Origin of the sequence: Pseudomonas sp. BN515 (genome assembly GCF_029873155.1) — a bacterium.
Lineage (GTDB): Bacteria > Pseudomonadota > Gammaproteobacteria > Pseudomonadales > Pseudomonadaceae > Metapseudomonas.
In genome coordinates this window covers 117,957-136,103 of sequence record NZ_SSOH01000072.1, presented here as the reverse complement: position 1 = coordinate 136,103, position 18,147 = coordinate 117,957, and the positions used below count along the sequence as shown (strand labels likewise).

Genomic DNA, 18,147 nt, shown 5'->3' with positions numbered 1-18,147 from the left:
CGAGCCGGTCGGCATTGTGACGTATTTTTCTGGACCAAAGCCAGAATGCTGCGGAGTGGTTCCGCATGAGCTTTTCCAACAAATAGTGGAGAGATCACCTTGGTAGAGTACGTAGTTTCCCTCGATAAGCTCGGCGTCCATGATGTTGAGCATGTGGGGGGCAAGAACGCATCCCTGGGCGAGATGATCAGCAATCTGGCTGGCGCCGGTGTTTCCGTTCCCGGTGGTTTCGCCACTACCGCCCAGGCCTACCGTGACTTCCTCGAGCAGAGCGGCCTGAACGAACGTATCCATGCCGCCCTCGACAGGCTCGATGTGGATGACGTCAACGCCCTCGCCAAGACCGGCGCCGAAATCCGCCAGTGGGTGATGGACGCCGAGTTCCCCGCCCGCCTGGACGCCGAAATTCGTACCGCTTTCACCGCTATGGCCGCCGGTAACGACAACATGGCCGTGGCCGTGCGTTCCTCCGCCACCGCCGAAGACCTGCCCGACGCTTCCTTCGCCGGCCAGCAGGAAACCTTCCTGAACATCCGTGGCGTGGACAACGTGATCCGCGCTGCCAAGGAGGTTTTCGCCTCCCTGTTCAACGACCGCGCCATCGCCTACCGCGTGCACCAGGGCTTCGACCACAAGCTGGTCGCCCTGTCCGCCGGTGTGCAGCGCATGGTCCGCTCGGAAACCGGTACCGCCGGTGTGATGTTCACCCTGGATACCGAATCCGGCTTCCGTGACGTGGTGTTCATTACTGCCGCCTACGGCCTCGGCGAAACCGTCGTCCAGGGCGCCGTGAACCCCGACGAATTCTACGTGCACAAGGCGACTCTGGAAGCCGGTCGCCCCGCCATCCTGCGCCGCAACCTGGGCAGCAAGGCGATCAAGATGATCTATGGCGAAGAAGCCAAAGCCGGCAAGTCGGTGAAGACCGTCGACGTGGACCGCGCCGACCGCGCCCGCTTCGCCCTCTCCGACGCCGAAGTGACCGAACTGGCCAAGCAGGCGCTGATCATCGAGAAACACTACGGCCGCCCGATGGATATCGAGTGGGCCAAGGACGGTGACGACGGCAAGCTGTACATCGTGCAGGCCCGTCCGGAAACCGTTAAGAGCCGCGCCAGCGCCACCGTGATGGAGCGCTACCTGCTGAAGGAAAAGGGCAAGGTCCTGGTGGAAGGCCGTGCCATCGGTCAGCGCATTGGTGCCGGTCCGGTTCGTGTGATCCACGACGTATCCGAGATGGACAAGGTCCAGCCGGGCGACGTACTGGTCTCCGACATGACCGACCCGGACTGGGAGCCCGTGATGAAGCGCGCCAGCGCCATCGTCACCAACCGTGGCGGCCGTACCTGCCACGCGGCGATCATCGCCCGTGAACTGGGCATTCCGGCAGTCGTGGGTTGCGGCAACGCCACCCAGGTACTGCAGGATGGTCAGGGCGTGACCGTTTCCTGCGCCGAAGGCGACACCGGCTTCATCTTCGAAGGCCAACTGGGCTTCGATATCCGCACCAACTCGGTCGACGCGATGCCTGACCTGCCGTTCAAGATCATGATGAACGTCGGTAACCCGGATCGCGCCTTCGACTTCGCCCAGCTGCCCAACGAGGGCGTGGGTCTGGCGCGTCTGGAATTCATCATCAACCGCATGATCGGCGTACACCCGAAGGCGCTGCTGAACTTCGCCAGCCTGCCGGTGGAAATCAAGGAAAGCGTCGAGAAGCGCATCGCCGGTTACGACGATCCGGTCGGCTTCTATGTCGAGAAGCTGGTAGAAGGCATCAGCACCCTGGCTGCGGCTTTCTGGCCGAAGAAAGTCATCGTGCGCCTGTCGGACTTCAAGTCCAACGAATACGCCAACCTGATCGGCGGCAAGCTCTACGAACCGGAAGAAGAGAACCCGATGCTCGGCTTCCGTGGCGCTTCCCGCTACATCAGCGAGTCCTTCCGTGACTGCTTCGAGCTGGAATGCCGTGCGCTGAAGAAAGTGCGCAACGAGATGGGCCTGACCAACGTCGAGATCATGGTTCCCTTCGTGCGTACCCTCGGCGAAGCCAGTCAAGTGGTCGAGCTGCTGGCCAGCAACGGCCTGAAGCGCGGCGAAAACGGCCTGAAGGTCATCATGATGTGTGAACTGCCGTCCAACGCCCTGCTGGCCGAGGAGTTCCTGGAGTTCTTCGATGGCTTCTCCATCGGCTCCAACGACCTCACCCAGCTGACCCTGGGCCTGGACCGTGACTCCGGCATCGTCGCCCATCTGTTCGACGAGCGTAACCCGGCCGTGAAGAAGCTGCTGGCCAATGCCATTGCCGCCTGCAACAAGGCTGGCAAGTACATCGGCATCTGCGGCCAGGGCCCGTCCGACCACCCGGATCTGGCCAAGTGGCTGATGGAGCAGGGCATCGAGAGCGTCTCGCTGAACCCCGACTCCGTACTGGACACCTGGTTCTTCCTGGCGGAAGGTCAGGCCTGATCCTTCGTTAGCCAAAACGAAAAGGGCGGGTTCCAGAACCCGCCCTTTTTTTGTGCAAGCAGCAATCATGCAAAGCAGTAGCGAACTCTTTCCCGTGGCGCTGATCAGCGCAGAACTCCGTGGCGACCTGACCGAAGACGTCTATCGCCTCAAACCCGGCAATAGCCCTGACCCCAGCGTCGAACTGGTCCTTACTCGCCTTGGCCGCTTCGGCCACGAAGGCGCTCGTGGCGTGCCGGTAATCCTGGTGCACGGCAGCTTTTCCAATCGCCGTTTCTGGTACTCGCCCAAGGGTCTGGGACTCGGCCCGCACCTGGCGCGTGCCGGCTTCGACGTGTGGATCGCAGAGATGCGCGGGCACGGCCTGTCGCCGCGCAATCAGCACTACCGCCGCAACCGGGTAGCGGATTACGCCCAATACGACCTGCCGGCCATTGCGGCCTTCGTTCGTGAACAGGCTGGTCAGGCGCCGCACTGGGTCGGTCATTCCCTGGGTGGCACGACGCTGGCTGCGGCTTTGGGTGGGCACTACCTGGGCGAGGAGGGCGTCGCGTCCGCTGCGCTCTTCGGTAGCCAGGTCAGCCGTGTCTACTGGCCGCTCAAGATGCCGCCGGTCGAGTGGGGTGGCCGCGCGCTGCTCAAGCGCTTCGGCGTGCTTTCCGGCTCGTGGCTGAAGCGCGGGCCGGAAGACGAACCGATCGGCCTCGCCCTGGAGAGCATGCGCTGGCACGGCCTGTTCGGACGCTTTGGCGATGCCGAGCGGGACTGGTGGGCCGGTCTTACGGATGTGCGCGTGCCGGTTTTGGCGGTAGCTGCCGCAGGCGACCTGCAGGACCCAGTCTGGGCCTGCCGCAAGCTGGTAGAGCAGGTGCCCGAGGACTGCCGTCACTTCCTGAAACTGGCGAAGGATGAAGGGTTCAGCGACGACTTCGGTCACATCGAGATGCTGGTGAGCAAGGCCGCCGAGCGCGAGGTATGGCCTCTGGTGGCTCATTGGCTGAAGCATCAGGCCTTGCCGGGCACGGCGCAAGGCGCCGAGGCCCTGCTGCTCTAGCTCGCTGCCCGCCGGTGTTTTCCAGTTTCGGGAGGCGGGAGGCTGTGCTAAAGATGGCGGGAATGGGGGAGCGCTGGAGGCTCCATGTTCGTAGCGCTGGAACGACTGATCAACCTGCAGGACGGCTATCGCGGTACTTTTCAGGTGCAAGGGCGGCATTTATTGCTGATCGTCGTTGATCAGCAACCGATCCTCATGGAAAATCGCTGCCCACACCAGGGGCGCCCCTGCACACCGGCACGCTCGAACAGGGGATGCTGCGTTGTTCCAGGCATGGCATCGCCTTCGACCTGGCCAATGGTCGTCCGGTCAATGCGCCTTGCCCGCCGTTGTAGCGCGTGCTGCTGACCCATGACGGCGACCGCATCGGTCTCGATCTGTAACTGCAATCAAGGAGATGTCCATGCAATACGTTACCCCTGATCTGTGCGATGCCTATCCGGACCTGGTCCAGGTCGTCGAGCCGATGTTCAGCAACTTCGGCGGCCGCGACTCCTTCGGCGGTGAGATCGTCACCATCAAGTGCTTCGAGGACAACTCCCTGGTCAAGGAGCAGGTCGACCTGCCGGGCAAAGGCAAGGTGCTGGTAGTGGATGGCGGCGGTTCCCTGCGTCGGGCCCTGCTGGGCGACATGCTGGCCGAGAAGGCCGCGAAGAACGGTTGGGAAGGCATTGTGGTCTATGGCTGCATCCGTGACGTCGATGTGATCGCCCAGACCGACCTGGGCGTCCAGGCGCTGGCCAGCCACCCGATGAAGACCGACAAGCGCGGCATCGGCGACCTGAACGTGGCTGTCACCTTTGGCGGCGTCACCTTCCGCCCCGGCGAATTCGTCTATGCCGACAACAACGGCATCATCATTTCGCCAAAGCCCCTGGAAATGCCGGCCTGACCTAGGAAGCCCGGCGAAAGCCGGGCTTTTTCTTCCAAGGAGATTGAATGTTCGAGGAACAGAACGCCCAGTGGGGGCTGGTACACGCCTTCGTGCTGGATGGGCAGGGTGGCGCCGAGTCGATCTCCCGTGAGGCGCTGGCCGATCTGCAGTTGAGGCCGGAGCAGAGCGTCTGGCTGCACTGGGATCGCAGCCATCCGTTGGCGCGACGCTGGCTGCGCGAGCAGAGCGGGCTGTCCGAGTTCACCTGTGACTTGCTGCTGGAAGAAAGCACGCGGCCACGCATGCTGGCCCAGCCTGGTGACGAACTTCTGCTGTTCCTCCGCGGCGTGAACCTGAATCCGGGGGCGGAACCGGAGGACATGGTCTCGGTGCGCATCTTCGCTTCGTCGCAGCGCATCCTCTCTCTGCGCCTGCGCCCATTGCACGCCACCGATGAGCTGATCGAGCAGTGGGCCAGCGGCACCGGCCCGAAGGTGGCGTCCGAGGTGCTCCTGTATTTGGCCGAGCACCTGACCGACAAGGTCGATTCGCTGGTGGCCGAGCTGTCGGAGAAGATCGACGAGCAGGAAGAACACCTCGACAACAACGAGCGCTTCCGCCCGGACCACGACCTGATGCTGCAGATCCGTCGACGGGCAGCGGGACTCAAGCGTTTCCTCGCACCCCAGCGAGACATTTACGGGCAGTTGGCGCGTAGCCGGATGCCCTGGTTCGTCGAAGACGACAGTGATTACTGGAACGAGCTGAACAACCGATTGACCCGTTACCTGGAAGAGCTGGAGCTGATCCGCGAACGCATCGGCCTGGTGCTGGAAAGCGAGAGTCGCCGCCAGGGTGAACGCACCAGTCGCACCATGTACCTGCTCGGCATCACGACGGGTTTCTTCCTGCCGCTGAGCTTCATCACTGGCTTGCTAGGCATGAACGTGGGCGGTATTCCCGGAGACGAGACGCCTTATGGCTTTATCCTGGCCTGCGTGCTGATCTTCGGAATTGCAGGGTTCCAGTTATGGCTGTTCCGTCGGCTTCGATGGCTTTGATGTGACCCGACCAGCTCCAGCCACGTCTAGCCGACATATCCACGTGAGGTGCGCATGCACGATCCGTTCGAAGAATCTTTGCGGGACCTGCTCAAGGCGTCTCCGCATTCCGACCACGACGACGACGCAACCCTGGGCCGCGTGCTCAAGACCGCGAATCGTCAGGTGGGCGCCGGGGATCTGTTCAGCCTCATGGGCCACTGGCTCGAGGCGATGATGATCGCCCTCAACAATGGTTCGCCCCATCTGGCGCCCGTTTCGCGCCGCAATGCTTCTGTCCGTTCTGCAGATAAGGCTGATTGAACATGGAATTCGACCCCTGGACCCAAGGACTCGTTAACGCCATGACCACGGTGTGGACACCGGTGGCGGGCTTCATTCCGCGCCTGTTCGGCGCGCTGGTCGTGGTACTGCTGGGCTTCGTGGTGGCCAAGCTGCTGGATACCCTGCTGTCCAAGTTGCTGGCCAAGGTTGGGCTGGATCGCCTGATGGCGGGTACCGGCCTGACCAAGATGCTGGCCCGCGCCGGCATTCAGGTGCCGGTTTCCACCTTGATCGGAAAGATCGTCTACTGGTTCGTGCTGCTGATCTTCCTGGTCTCCGCAGCTGAATCCCTGGGCCTGGACCGCGTTTCGGCCACCCTTGACGTGCTCGCTCTCTACCTGCCCAAGGTGCTGGGTGCAGCGCTGGTACTGCTGGCTGGCGTTCTGTTGGCGCAACTGGTCAGCGGCCTGGTGCGCGGCGCGGCCGAAGGCGTGGGCCTGGACTACGCCCACGGGCTGGGCCGTATCGCCCAGGGCCTGGTCATCATCATCAGCATCTCCGTGGCCATCGGCCAACTGGAGGTCAAGACCGACCTGCTGAACAACGTCATCGCCATCGTGTTGATTTCCATCGGCCTGGCGGCGGCACTGGCGTTGGGTCTCGGCAGTCGCGAAATCGCCGGGCAGATCCTCGCCGGCATCTATGTGCGTGAGCTCTATCAGGTCGGGCAACAAGTCAAGGTCGGCGATGTCGAAGGGCAGATCGAGGAAATCGGTACGGTGAAAACCCTGCTGCTTACCGAAGAAGGTGAGCTGGTATCGGTGTCGAATCGTACTTTGCTCGATCAACGGGTAACCAGCCGCTAACACGACGGCTTTTCCCTGCTAATGTATGCCGCCAGACAGGGTGCGCGAACCCCGCGCCCCCGGCGGCTTTTGACCTGACTGTCGGCCCGACCCGTTTTGAACAAGCCCCAATCGCTTTCCTTGCGCTATGACCCACGCGAGCTCTCCGATGAAGAGCTCGTGGAGCGTGCGCATGTCGAGCTATTCCATGTCACCCGCGCCTATGAAGAATTGATGCGGCGCTATCAACGTACCTTGTTCAACGTCTGTGCCCGCTATTTAGGCAACGACCGCGACGCAGATGATGTCTGCCAGGAAGTGATGCTGAAGGTGCTTTATGGATTGAAGAACTTCGAAGGCAAGTCGAAGTTCAAGACATGGCTATATAGCATCACGTACAACGAGTGCATTACCCAATATCGGAAAGAGCGTCGAAAGCGACGTTTACTTGACGCGCTGAGTCTGGATCCTCTTGAAGAAGCCTCGGACGAGAAAGCCCCCAAGGTCGAGGAACGTGGGGGGCTGGAGCGATGGCTGGTACATGTCAATCCCATTGACAGGGAAATTCTTGTGCTACGTTTTGTCGCAGAGCTCGAGTTTCAAGAGATTGCAGACATTATGCATATGGGCTTGAGCGCCACGAAAATGCGCTACAAGCGTGCGCTCGATCGCCTTCGCGAAAAATTTTCCGGACTCGCTGAAACTTAGTTCGGGAAAAATTATCTCTTATGGGCCGGCGTGTTCTGCTAGAATTGCCGCCCAAGTTGTCCGGAGATTGTTCGACAACTTACTGACCACCAAGATGGGGATTTACGGATGAAACTGAAAAACACCTTAGGCGTAGCCGTTGGCTCTCTTGTTGCCGCCTTTTCGCTGAACGCGCTGGCTCAGGGCCAAGGCGCAGTTGAGGTGGAAGCTTTCGGTAAGCGTTACTTCACCGATAGTTCTCGCGATCTCGAGAACGGCAACCTGTACGGCGGCTCGGTAGGCTACTACCTGACCGACGACGTCTCCCTGGCTCTGTCGTATGGCGAATACCACGACATGACCTCCGAAGACTCCTTCGGTACCGATGGCCACAAGGACATCAAGGGCAACCTGGCTTCCCTGGACGCCATCTACCACTTCGGCACCCCGGGTGTTGGCCTGCGTCCGTACGTTTCTGCCGGCTTCGCCCATCAGAACATCAGCAACATCCCGCCGCGTACTGGCCGTGACCACAGCACCTTCGCCAACGTTGGCACCGGTCTGAAGTACTACTTCACCGAGAACTTCTTCGCCAAGGCAAGCCTGGACGGTATGTACAACCTGGACGCCCAGGAATCCGAGTGGATGGCTGGCGTAGGTGTTGGCGTGAACTTCGGCGGTTCCACCAAGCAAGCCGAGCCGGCTCCGGCTCCGGTTGCTGAAGTGTGCGCTGACAGCGACAACGACGGCGTTTGCGACAACGTCGACAAGTGCCCGGACACCCCGGCCAACGTCACCGTTGACGCCGATGGCTGCCCGGCTGTTGCCGAAGTCGTACGTGTTGAGCTGGACGTGAAGTTCGACTTCGACAAGTCCAAGGTGAAAGAAGAAAGCTACGGCGACATCAAGAACCTGGCTGACTTCATGAACCAATACCCGGCTACCACCACCACCGTTGAAGGCCACACCGACTCCGTTGGTACCGACGCCTACAACCAGAAGCTGTCCGAGCGCCGTGCCAACGCCGTTCGTGAAGTTCTGGTCAACCAGTACGGTGTTGGTGGCGAGCGCGTCAACGCTGTTGGCTACGGCGAAACCCGCCCGGTTGCTGACAACGCTACTGCTGACGGCCGCGCTGTTAACCGCCGCGTAGAAGCCGAAGTAGAAGCCCAGGCCAAGTAATTGGTTTGAGCGGTAAGAGAAACCCGGCCTTGGCCGGGTTTTTCTTTGCCTTGAAAAAGGTGCTTGCCGCATAAAAGGCTATGTCTGCGTTAGCTGTTGCCAGAGTTCGGCCATCGTCCAGGGGCCTTGTAGGAGCTAGCTTGCTAGCGAAACGGGGCCATTCGCTGGCAAGCCAGCTCCTACGGGCAATCCAGCCACTTGCAACACTTAATGCGGACACAGCCCATAAAAAAGCCCGGCATAGCCGGGCAAGCACTACTTCGCAGGAGCGAAGACAGATCAGGCGCTTTGCGCCAGCGGGAAGGCTGCTTGTGCTGCGGCGACTTCCCCGATGACCAAGATCGCGGGACTCTTGAGTTCGAAGGCCTTGGCATCCACTTTCATGCGCGCGAGGGTGCTGCGGCATTCGCGTTGCTCTGGCAGTGAAGCGTTCTCGATCATCGCCACCGGCATTGTGCCGGGCATGCCACCTTCCAGCAGTCCTTGATGGATGTCCGCCAGCTTGGCTACGCCCATGTAAATGACCAGGGTGGTACCGGACTGCGCCAGGGCGTGCCAATTGAGGGAACTGTCGTCCTGGGTGTGGGCAGTGACCAGGGTCACGCCACGGCTGATGCCGCGCAGGGTGAGGGGAATACCGCAGTTGGTCGCTCCGGCCAGGCCCGCGGTGATGCCATTGACCAACTCACTTTCGATGCCGCGCTCGGCAAGCCACTCGGCCTCTTCGCCTCCGCGACCGAAAATGCACGGATCGCCGCCTTTCAGACGCACCACGCACTTGCCCTGGCGCGCATAGCGCAACATCAGGCGATGAATGAATTCCTGGGGTGTCGAGCGACAGCCACCGCGCTTGCCGACTCGGACCACCCGAGCTGTGGGAGAGTGCTCGAGCACAGATGGATTGACCAGGTCGTCGATCATGACCACATCCGCCTGATTCAAGGCCTTCACCGCCTTCAGGGTGAGGAGCTCAGGGTCGCCGGGGCCTGCACCTACCAGCCAGACTTTGCCGTTCATTTAAATTCTCCCGGGCGCATTGCGCTCCACAATTGATTCAGGTCCAGGCGAGCACGTCGCTGGAAGCCAGTTCGATCTGCCAGTCATGCAGGGGGCACGCCTCGTGGCCCTCGGCTGCGTGACCGGCATGGTGGAGGTCACCAGCGCAGAACATCTCGATGCCGGCGATCTTGAGTCGGGTGCCCGTGCGCGCCCCCTGGTAACGGGCGAAACCGAGCATGGCCAGGTGATTGGCACAGACCTTGGCCTGCTCCATCAGCGGCGCTACCAGGCCATAGGAAACACCGCGATGGTTGGCGCATTCACCGATGGCATAGATGCGCGGGTCGTAGGTCTGCAGGGTGTCGTCGACCAGGATGCCGTGCTTGCAGGGCAGACCCGCCCGTTCGGCGAGTTCGGTATTGGGCGTGATACCGGCCGCCATCACCACCAGGTCGGCTGTGATGATTTCGCCGCCCGCCAGTTGTACCGCGCATACCTGGCCACCCCCGTTGTCGATCAACTCTTCAGTGGCGGTGCCCAGGCGGAATCGGATGCCCCGGGCCTGCAATACGCGCAGCAGCTTGTCGCCGGCCGGCTGGTCGAGTTGCTTCTCCAGCAGCCAGTCGGCCAGGTGCACCACGGTTACGTCCATGCCGCGTTGCTTGAGGCCATTGGCCGCTTCCAGGCCGAGCAGGCCGCCGCCTATCACCACGGCGTGGCTGTGGGTGCGGGCGGTTTCGATCATGGCGCGCGCGCCGGCGATATCACGGTAGCCGATCACGCCTTGCAGCCGATTGCCGGGGATGGAGAGGCGGCTCGGCGTGGAACCGGTGGCGATCACCAAGCGGTCGTAATCGGCGCAGGTGCCGTCTTCGGCGATCACCTGGCGGCGCTGGCGATCGATTTTCACCACCTTGCGGTCCAGCAAGAGTTCGATGCCGTTATCCGCGTACCAGGCCAGGTCATTGAGGATGATCTCCTCGAAGGACTGTTCGCCCGCCAGCACCGGGGAGAGCAGGGTGCGGTTGTAGTTCGGATGGGGTTCGGCGCCGAACACCGTGATCTGGTATTGCTCCGGCGCGAGCTTCAGCAGCTCTTCGAGGGTACGCACTCCGGCCATACCGTTTCCGATCACCACCAGCTTGGATGTCTTCATGCCGGGACACTCCTGCATAAACGTCGAGCAAACAAAAAAGGCGTCCCGCTGTTGCCAGCAGGACGCCTTTGTCCAAGTCCCGTTCGACCGGGAAAGTGCCGTCTCGTCGTTGAGGCGGGCGCTTTTTGTAGATTGTCGAATGGGTTATTGCAGGTGCCGTGCCAACCCTTGCATGCCATGAATCACGTGGTCCTGGGCGTTGACTCCCAGGTCACTCCGCACTTTCCTGGGGCGGGCCGCATTGAACTGGTGCGTCAGCCCAGCAGGGCGACCAGCAGCATCAGATTGAGCACCAGCGACAGCAGGGCCAGCCCGCGCCAGACCTTCAGCGGTTCGCGTTCCAGCAAGGGCCTGGGTTTGGCGGTGAGGGCGTGGTGTTCCCCTTGTTCCAGGGCCAGTAGCCATTCCTCCATCGTTTCGTAGCGCCCGATCGGGTCAGCGGCGACCGCGCGCGTCAGGCATTCGTCCAGCCAGGCGGGCAGGTCGGGGCGGTAGCGGCTGGGCGGGGCAGGCGTACCGAAACGTGGATGCTGGAAGGCCTCGACTTCGCCGTACGGGTAGTGCCCGGTGAGCAGGTGGTAGAGGGTGACGCCCGCAGCGTAGAGATCCTGCCGGGGAGACGGTGGCGTTCCGGAAAATGCTTCCGGGGCGATGTAGCTGGGAGTGCCCGGCAGGCTGTGAGCCTCATCCTGGGACAGGCCGGGGCAATAGGCCAGGCCGAAATCCAGCAGGCGCAACTCGCCGTCATCGCCCCAAAGCAGGTTCTCCGGTTTGACGTCGCGATGCAGGATGTTGCGGCGGTGCAGCTGGCCCAGCGCCTTCAGCAGGCGCGGGGCGATATCCAGCCACTCCGGGAGCACCATGGGGCCGCTAAGGCGCAGGTGCTCGGCCAGCGTCTGCCCGGCGTATTCGCGCTGCACGTAATAAAGATGCTGGCGCGCGGGCAGAGGATGCACTTCAGGGAAGTGACGCCCGGCGACCCGGCGCAGGAACCACTCCTCCAGCATCAGGGCCGGGGCTGCGCCGGGTTCGTCGTGGCGGCTGGCAGGCAGGGTCTTCAGTAGCCAGCGGCGGTCCTGGCTATCGCGCACCCGATAGACCATGGACTGGCGGGATTCGGCGACCAAACGGTCTACCTGCCAGCCCTCGAAGTCGTGACCTTCCTGCAGGCGCGGTGGCAGTGGCCAGTGATCGAGTTGCGCCAGGGTATCGGCCAAACCCGCTTGGGGCAGGTTGTCGACGCGAATCAGCAGGGCGCTGGCATTGTCCTGGCCACCCGCCAGGTGCGCGGCGCTGACCAGTGCCTGGGCGGCGGCGGGGAGGTCCTGTTCATCCTGAAGGATGCGCTGGATGCCCTGGTCGCCGAGCACGGCCCAGACGCCATCGCTGACCAGGACGAAACCCTCGCGCTCCGCCAGTTCGCCATCGAGGTAATCCACCACCAGGTGCTGGTCCAGACCGAGGGCCCGCTTGAGCACGTGCTGCATGCCCGGCTGTTCCCAGACGTGGTCCTCGCTGAGACGGGTGAGCTGGCGGCCGTCCCAGCGATAGGCGCGGCAGTCGCCCACATGGGCCAGGGTGAAGCGGCGTCCGCGCAGCACCATGGCGGTCAGGGTGGTGAGCAGTGGTTGGCCGCCGCCATTGGCCTGGAGCCAGCGGTTGTGGGCCACCAGCAGCCGGTCCAGGGATTGGGCGACGGCCCAGGTTTCCGGGGTGGAGTAGTAGTCCAGCGCCAGGGCCTGCAGGGTGGCGCGAGCGGCCAGACCACCGTCGGCGCACTGGCTGACGCCGTCGGCCAGGGCGAACAGGTAACCCTTGCTGGCAGCCAGCGCAGGCGCCGGGGTGACCACCCGCAGGGCGTCCTGGTTCTCCGCGCGCGGGCCGGTGGCACTGGCTTCGCCGAAGCTGAGTTGCAGGGTCATCGGGCATGGGTCCTGTATGGCGAAAGGAGCGCTAGGCGCTCCTTGTCGAGTCTGGCTCGGCGCCGCACTGGGCGCCGATTCGTGTAGTACGTCAGACACGGGCGGCAGTGACGGCAGCCGAACCCCAGGTGGTGCGCCAGCGCTGCTTCACGCCATAGAGGCCGAACCACGCCACCACGCCCAGGCTGGCGAACAGCCACAGGCCAAGCTGGTAGTCGCCGGTTTGCTGCTTGATGGCACCCAGGCCCGCGGTCAGGCAGAAGCCGCCGATGCCGCCAGCCATGCCGATCAGGCCGGTCATCACGCCGATTTCCTTGTGGAAGCGCTGGGGCACCAGCTGGAACACCGCACCGTTGCCGGCGCCGAGGCTCAGCATGGCGACCACGAACAGGGCCAGGGCGACGGTGGAGCTGGAAATGTGGAAGCCCACCGCGGCGATGCATATCGAGGCAACCGTGTAGACCACCAGGAGGGTGCGGATGCCGCCGATGCGGTCGGCGAAGGCGCCACCCAGCGGGCGCATAAGGCTGCCGGCGAAGACGCAGGCGGCTGTGTAGTAGCCGGCAGTCACCGGGGGCAGGCCGTACTGATCGTGGAAGTAGCCGGGCAGGGTGCTGGCCAGGCCGAGGAAGCCGCCGAAGGTCACGCTGTAAAACAACATGAACCACCAGCTGTCACGGTCGCCCAGGGCTTTCAGGTAATCGCCAAGGGCCTTGGGTGCCGGGCGGTTGGGGGCGTTGCGCGCCGCCAGGAAGAAGATCGCCAATGTCAGCACCAGCGGGATCAGCGCCAGGCCGAAGACATTGTTCCAGCCGTACAGCGAAGCCAGGCCGGGGGCGAAGAGGGCGGCCAGCACGGTGCCGGAGTTGCCGGCACCGGCAATGCCCATCGCCTTGCCCTGGTGCTGCGGCGGATACCACTGGGAAGCCAGCGGCAGGGCCACGGCGAAGGATGCACCGGCGAAGCCGAGGAACAGGCCGAGGAGTAGCGCCTGCTCGTAGGTGCGAATACCTACCTGCCAGGCGACGAAGAGGGCGGCAATCACCACGACCTGGCCGATGAGGCCTGCTGTCTTGGGCGAGGTGCGGTCGGCGAGCATACCCATCAGGAAGCGCAGCACGGCACCGGCCAAGATGGGTGTGGCGACCATCATGGCGCGCTGCTGGGTGCTGAGTTGCAGGTCGCTGGCGATCTGCACCCCGAGCGGGCCGAGGACGTACCACACCATGAAACTCAGGTCGAAATAGAGGAAGGCGGAGAACAGGGTGGGCGTGTGGCCGGCTTTCCAGAAACTCGTTGTCATCGAACACCTCATCTGCAGTTAGGGGCCGGGAGGTGCTCGCGCCATGATCGTGGGCACGGCGGTCGCACCTCCCGGTAAAACGTCGCGCTTGTGGCGCGTCGTCCTGCGGCCGAAGCCGCAGCGGGATTGAGTGAGCTGCAAGCGAACGTCCGGATTCCGGCCCGTCCACCGCCCCATCACTGGGGCCGGAACGAAAAAGGCGCCGCACCACTGCCCGCATTTCTGCGGAGTGACGCGACGCCTTTGTCGTGTAGTAGGGCAACCGCCGTTGGCTACCTCTGACTGTCCCATAGCAAGAGCCGGGCCAATCTCCGGAAATGCCGATTTAGAGCGGTTTCTGCGAGGGGTTCGATTTTTCTGCCTGAATCAAAACGGGGCGAAGGAGCTCCCATTGCACCGAGTTGAAGCTGCACTGGCTCAGTCCAGCCAGTTCACCCCGGGGAAGGTCTGGCGAAAGCCCTCTGGCATGGGGACTACGCGGGACTCGTGGTAGTTGAAGAATACGAATCCGGATTTGGCCATGGCCACCAGCTTGCCGTCGGCCGGGCGTGTGATACGGAAGGTGATGTCGCCGCCGTATTTGTTGAAGTCCATGACGCCCACCTCGAACAGCAACTGGTCGCGTGCATGGGCCTCGGCGCGGTAGGTGGTGGCCAGGTCGGTGACGATGATCCCAATGCCGTCCTCGGTTGTCTCGCTGATGCCGAATTCGAACAGGAAGCGCGCCCGCGCTTCGGAAATCATCGAGATCATCGAGTCGTTGCCCAGATGGTTGGCCCCGTTGATGTCGGTGACTCGCACGGTCAGGTGCGTGGAGTAGCAGTACTGGTCTTCAGGGAAATTCAGGGTAAGGCGGGCCATCGGAACCTCGGGCGTGGAAACAGCGAAGCGCTGATTCTACGCCCGTGCCAGGGGATGGCTCGGCATTTGCCGGCTGAATATCAGCGATGCAGGCCGTTCAGCCAGTAGAAGGTGACGCGGCCACCCTCATTCTCGGCACCGTAGTTGTCCTGGATGTAGGCGCCGGCCTTGAAGTAGAGCTGCTGATAGCCCCAGTAGCCGCTGAGTTCACGGTAGAGATTGCCGTCGTCACCGTTGCTGGTAATAACGATACCCAGCCTACCGCTGGGGGTGATGCGCAGGTCGTAGCCGAATCGCTCGCCGAGGTCGACGTTCTCCGCCAGCAGGATGTTCTCCACTTCCGTATCGCCGGGGCGCTTGCGCAATAGTGCTTCGATGCGGCCATTGCCGCGCAGGTAGTGGTACTGGATCTTCAGCAGCGGGTCGTTTTCGCTGCCAGGCTGATCTTTGCTGTGGATCTGGCCGATGACGATCTTTTGCGTGCTGGGCACCTGCTCTACAGAGAGCACGGCACTGAGGTAGTTGTCCGCGCTGGCGTGATACCAATAGCTGAGGGTCCCGTCGGTCTGGGTCTCTCGCAATTCGGTACGGGGATAGCTGGAGTCTTCAGTACGAGCGCCATTCACTGGAACCCAGAGGCTGATGCTGCCATCGGAGTTGCGACGAAAGTACTGACTTTCATAGCCGTTGTTGAGACGGCCAGTTTCGATGAGGGTATTGGAGGTGGTGGCTGGGACCGTCAGGTTCCAGGTGCTGAGGTCGATCACTGTATGTCCTTACTGCTGGAATTCTTGGGGGCAGCAGTTCGTACATGCAGGAGGGTGAAAAGTTCCGGGCCGGAGGAGAGGAATATTGGGACTCTGGTACCCGCTTGGCTGGAGGGGGCGGTCAGGTAGCTACAGGAATTAATGCGGATATATATGGAGTTTAATATTGGGTGAAGTTCCCTGTTTGTATTTGCACGGAAACTTCTTTTTGAAACTGGGCATCCCTGCCCAGCTATCTCTTACCAGGAGGCGAGTGCGGGATTCACTCGAGTAGGAGTGAGATTTTCAGCTCTGTTGCTTGCCCACTTCACCAGCAGCGTCATCGCGACGAAGCCAAGGCAGATGAACAGCGGGTAAGCGAACATGATTTCGCCAAGGGAGTATTTCCAGCTGAGCGGACGAGCGATGCCCAGCATGGCTCCGTAGAACCAGGAAACTCCGGAGACGACGCCCGAGAACACCGCGAGGGTGCGGGCATTGGTTTCCATTTTGACCAGCGAGCCAGCCTTCTTGATGGCCGGCAGTACAGCGCTGTGAAGCAGGAAACCGTTAACGGTCAACAGTGCCACGACCAGGATCTTGGCCTGGAGTTTAGGGTTGAGGAAGTACACCGCGCCTTTGACAGAGTAATCCAACAGGATGATACCTATCCCTGTAACCCAGAGTGCCGCGAGTGCAAGCAGTACAGTGTTCTTCAGAGTATCAAGATGGGTTTTGTCGCTATGGGCAGCGTCGTCTTCGCCGGAGATCATTTGCTTGATCATGGCGATGTCGCTGGTCAGGACCAGGCCGATAGCCACGCAGCAAGCGATCAGGTGGGCATAAACGACACCCATGCGCATTAGTTCCATGGTTGCTTCCTGTTTGAACAGGGAAGTAATTAGATGATACAGCTCCATGGTTGACCTCTTGTTTTACAAAGTAAGTTGGTGTGCTGATGCAGGAATGGCACCGATGTTTGTTTTATATTGACTCGTTGGTCTCTTTGGACTTTGAGTGATGGTCAGGTTGAACTCGCATATCTAGTTATATTTCATGTCTTCATAAGCACTCCTCCTTTTTTGAGGCAGAGAAACCACCTGCACGTGAACTAGTGCATTTGGAATCACTCCGGACTCAAGGGGAATTAGATAGACATGCGCGCCGGTGACCAGCCATGGTTCAAGAAGCGGCGCGATGAACTTCGGCTTTCATGAGAGTCATCCTACCCCCGTTTTGTTCAAAAATTGAGCTGAAAGCCGACGGGCGGTAGTGACTTGAGGGGCGCTACAAGCGCTTGAAAAGGCAAGGGAACCTTGCCAGGTGGGCGTTTCGGGGAAGTTCAGTGGGAAGTGCGCCCCCTGTGACCTGGGGGCGCAATTCGGCGTCACGCCTTACCGGTTTTCCGGGATTTGGACGCTGCCGGCGACTCAAGGAGCCCGTCCGCACGGAACATGCCCTTGATGCCGCGAACGGCCTGGCGGATACGATCCTGGTTCTCGATCAGAGCGAAGCGCACGTGGTCGTCGCCGTAGTCGCCAAAGCCCAGCCCGGGCGATACGCAGACCTTGGCTTCGGCCAGGAGCTTCTTGGAAAACTCCAGAGAACCCATGGCGGCGTAGGGCTCGGGGATCTTGGCCCAGACATACATCGATGCCTTGGGGTTCTCCACCATCCAGCCAATCTCATGCAGCCCCTTCACCAGCACGTTGCGGCGCTGACGGTACTGCTCGGCAATGTCGCGAACGCACTGCTGGTCGCCTTCCAGGGCGGCAATCGCGGCAACCTGCAGCGGGGTGAAGGTGCCGTAGTCGTGGTAGCTCTTGATCCGCGCCAGGGCGCTGACCAGCTCCGGGTTGCCGACCATGAAGCCGATGCGCCAGCCCGCCATGTTGTAACTCTTGGACAGGGTGAAGAACTCCACCGCAATGTCCTTGGCGCCAGGCACCTGCATGATGGAGGGGGCTTTCCAGCCGTCGTAGACGATGTCGGCGTAGGCCAGGTCGTGGACCACCAGGACGTCGTACTGCTTGGCCAGGGCGACCACGCGCTCGAAGAAATCCAGCTCCACGCACTGGGCGGTGGGGTTGGAGGGGAAGCCGATGATCATCATCTTCGGCTTCGGAATGCTTTCGCGAATGGCCCGTTCCAGTTCGGCGAAGAAGTCCACGCCAGGCACCAGGGGCACCGAGCGCACCTGGGCGCCGGCGATCACCGCACCGTAGATGTGGATCGGGTAGCTGGGGTTGGGCACCAGCACGGTGTCGCCGTGGTCCAGGGTGGCGAGCATCAGGTGTGCCAGGCCTTCCTTGGAGCCGATGGTGACGATGGCTTCGGTTTCAGGATCGATCTCCACGTCGTAGCGGTCCTTGTACCAGCGCGAGATGGCTCGGCGCAGGCGGGGAATGCCGCGGGAGGTGGAGTATCCGTGGGTGTCTTCACGCTGGGCGACCTGCACGAGCTTTTCCACGATGTGCGGCGGAGTGGCGCCGTCGGGGTTGCCCATGGAGAGGTCGATGATGTCTTCACCGCGACGGCGTGCTGCCATCTTGAGTTCGGCGGTGATGTTGAAGACGTAGGGGGGGAGACGATCGATGCGCGCAAAACGGCGCGGTGAACGCTGGTCAGCCATGCTTTCCTCGGATACGTAAGCGCCCGGAACCGTCCGAGCGACGTCGGCCACTGCGGTGGCCTGGCGGCGAAGATAAGGGCTTCTCGGGCCGT

At 61.9% G+C, this 18,147-nt stretch carries 15 protein-coding genes and 1 pseudogene; 8 read left to right on the top strand and 8 right to left on the bottom strand.

Going from position 1 to position 18,147, the window contains the following annotated elements; all coding sequences use genetic code 11:
- The first annotated feature begins 99 nt into the window (after nucleotides 1-99).
- The 8 genes from ppsA to E8E91_RS18610 all read left to right on the top strand — a co-directional run bounded on the left by ppsA (nucleotide 100) and on the right by E8E91_RS18610 (nucleotide 8,436).
- The gene (gene ppsA / locus E8E91_RS18650; protein ID WP_280363786.1) at nucleotides 100-2,469 is read left to right on the top strand and encodes a phosphoenolpyruvate synthase; all 2,370 of its coding nucleotides are present in this window, start codon (nucleotides 100-102) and stop codon (nucleotides 2,467-2,469) included.
- 67 nt (nucleotides 2,470-2,536) lie between these two features.
- Nucleotides 2,537-3,523, top strand: coding sequence for an alpha/beta fold hydrolase (locus tag E8E91_RS18645; protein WP_280377679.1), 987 nt, complete (start codon nucleotides 2,537-2,539; stop codon nucleotides 3,521-3,523).
- Between the two features lie 403 nt (nucleotides 3,524-3,926).
- On the top strand, nucleotides 3,927-4,415 hold the full coding sequence (gene rraA, locus E8E91_RS18635) for a ribonuclease E activity regulator RraA (protein ID WP_151134994.1): 489 nt from the start codon (nucleotides 3,927-3,929) through the stop codon (nucleotides 4,413-4,415).
- 47 nt (nucleotides 4,416-4,462) lie between these two features.
- Nucleotides 4,463-5,458 carry a zinc transporter ZntB gene (locus E8E91_RS18630; RefSeq protein ID WP_280377677.1) on the top strand — a complete coding sequence of 332 codons (996 nt, stop codon included), beginning with the start codon at nucleotides 4,463-4,465 and terminating at the stop codon, nucleotides 5,456-5,458.
- A 48-nt stretch (nucleotides 5,459-5,506) separates the two neighbouring features.
- On the top strand, nucleotides 5,507-5,761 hold the full coding sequence (locus E8E91_RS18625) for a CrfX protein (RefSeq protein ID WP_178119356.1): 255 nt from the start codon (nucleotides 5,507-5,509) through the stop codon (nucleotides 5,759-5,761).
- Nucleotides 5,762-5,763: 2 nt separating this feature from the next.
- Nucleotides 5,764-6,588: a mechanosensitive ion channel domain-containing protein gene (locus E8E91_RS18620; RefSeq protein WP_280363799.1), complete on the top strand. Its 825-nt coding sequence runs from the start codon at nucleotides 5,764-5,766 to the stop codon at nucleotides 6,586-6,588.
- A 96-nt stretch (nucleotides 6,589-6,684) separates the two neighbouring features.
- Nucleotides 6,685-7,275 (top strand): RNA polymerase sigma factor SigX, encoded by a 591-nt coding sequence (gene sigX, locus E8E91_RS18615; RefSeq protein ID WP_083245941.1) that lies wholly within the window; start codon nucleotides 6,685-6,687, stop codon nucleotides 7,273-7,275.
- 108 nt (nucleotides 7,276-7,383) lie between these two features.
- Nucleotides 7,384-8,436 (top strand): OmpA family protein, encoded by a 1,053-nt coding sequence (locus E8E91_RS18610; RefSeq protein WP_190832512.1) that lies wholly within the window; start codon nucleotides 7,384-7,386, stop codon nucleotides 8,434-8,436.
- A 279-nt stretch (nucleotides 8,437-8,715) separates the two neighbouring features.
- On the opposite strand, the gene cobA is transcribed toward E8E91_RS18610, so the two are convergent.
- The 8 genes and pseudogenes from cobA to alaC form a co-directional block, all read right to left on the bottom strand.
- Nucleotides 8,716-9,453, bottom strand: a complete 738-nt coding sequence (gene cobA / locus E8E91_RS18605) for a uroporphyrinogen-III C-methyltransferase (protein WP_280377675.1) — start codon at nucleotides 9,451-9,453, stop codon at nucleotides 8,716-8,718.
- Between the two features lie 136 nt (nucleotides 9,454-9,589).
- A pseudogene (locus E8E91_RS18600) lies at nucleotides 9,590-10,591 on the bottom strand (FAD-dependent oxidoreductase); the annotation flags it as partial.
- 254 nt (nucleotides 10,592-10,845) lie between these two features.
- Nucleotides 10,846-12,513, bottom strand: coding sequence for a bifunctional protein-serine/threonine kinase/phosphatase (locus tag E8E91_RS18595; protein ID WP_280377673.1), 1,668 nt, complete (start codon nucleotides 12,511-12,513; stop codon nucleotides 10,846-10,848).
- Nucleotides 12,514-12,604: 91 nt separating this feature from the next.
- On the bottom strand, nucleotides 12,605-13,816 hold the full coding sequence (locus E8E91_RS18590; protein WP_280377668.1) for a nitrate/nitrite transporter: 1,212 nt from the start codon (nucleotides 13,814-13,816) through the stop codon (nucleotides 12,605-12,607).
- A 417-nt stretch (nucleotides 13,817-14,233) separates the two neighbouring features.
- Entirely contained in the window at nucleotides 14,234-14,677 is a 444-nt protein-coding gene (locus E8E91_RS18585; RefSeq protein WP_280377666.1) for a thioesterase family protein, read from the bottom strand.
- Between the two features lie 80 nt (nucleotides 14,678-14,757).
- Nucleotides 14,758-15,444 (bottom strand): polysaccharide lyase family 7 protein, encoded by a 687-nt coding sequence (locus E8E91_RS18580; protein ID WP_280377662.1) that lies wholly within the window; start codon nucleotides 15,442-15,444, stop codon nucleotides 14,758-14,760.
- 239 nt (nucleotides 15,445-15,683) lie between these two features.
- Nucleotides 15,684-16,343: a hypothetical protein gene (locus E8E91_RS18575; protein ID WP_190832500.1), complete on the bottom strand. Its 660-nt coding sequence runs from the start codon at nucleotides 16,341-16,343 to the stop codon at nucleotides 15,684-15,686.
- 467 nt (nucleotides 16,344-16,810) lie between these two features.
- Nucleotides 16,811-18,055, bottom strand: a complete 1,245-nt coding sequence (alaC, locus tag E8E91_RS18570; protein ID WP_280377656.1) for an alanine transaminase — start codon at nucleotides 18,053-18,055, stop codon at nucleotides 16,811-16,813.
- Nucleotides 18,056-18,147: the final 92 nt, after the last annotated feature.

Coding starts and splice junctions, on each gene's coding strand:
- E8E91_RS18645 (WP_280377679.1), top strand. CDS start 2,537: ATGCAAAGCAGTAGCGAACTCTTTCCCGTGGCGCTGATCAGCGCAGAA.
- rraA (WP_151134994.1), top strand. CDS start 3,927: ATGCAATACGTTACCCCTGATCTGTGCGATGCCTATCCGGACCTGGTC.
- E8E91_RS18630 (WP_280377677.1), top strand. CDS start 4,463: ATGTTCGAGGAACAGAACGCCCAGTGGGGGCTGGTACACGCCTTCGTG.
- E8E91_RS18620 (WP_280363799.1), top strand. CDS start 5,764: ATGGAATTCGACCCCTGGACCCAAGGACTCGTTAACGCCATGACCACG.
- E8E91_RS18610 (WP_190832512.1), top strand. CDS start 7,384: ATGAAACTGAAAAACACCTTAGGCGTAGCCGTTGGCTCTCTTGTTGCC.
- cobA (WP_280377675.1), bottom strand. CDS start 9,453: ATGAACGGCAAAGTCTGGCTGGTAGGTGCAGGCCCCGGCGACCCTGAG.
- E8E91_RS18595 (WP_280377673.1), bottom strand. CDS start 12,513: ATGACCCTGCAACTCAGCTTCGGCGAAGCCAGTGCCACCGGCCCGCGC.
- E8E91_RS18590 (WP_280377668.1), bottom strand. CDS start 13,816: ATGACAACGAGTTTCTGGAAAGCCGGCCACACGCCCACCCTGTTCTCC.
- E8E91_RS18585 (WP_280377666.1), bottom strand. CDS start 14,677: ATGGCCCGCCTTACCCTGAATTTCCCTGAAGACCAGTACTGCTACTCC.
- E8E91_RS18575 (WP_190832500.1), bottom strand. CDS start 16,343: ATGGAGCTGTATCATCTAATTACTTCCCTGTTCAAACAGGAAGCAACC.
- alaC (WP_280377656.1), bottom strand. CDS start 18,055: ATGGCTGACCAGCGTTCACCGCGCCGTTTTGCGCGCATCGATCGTCTC.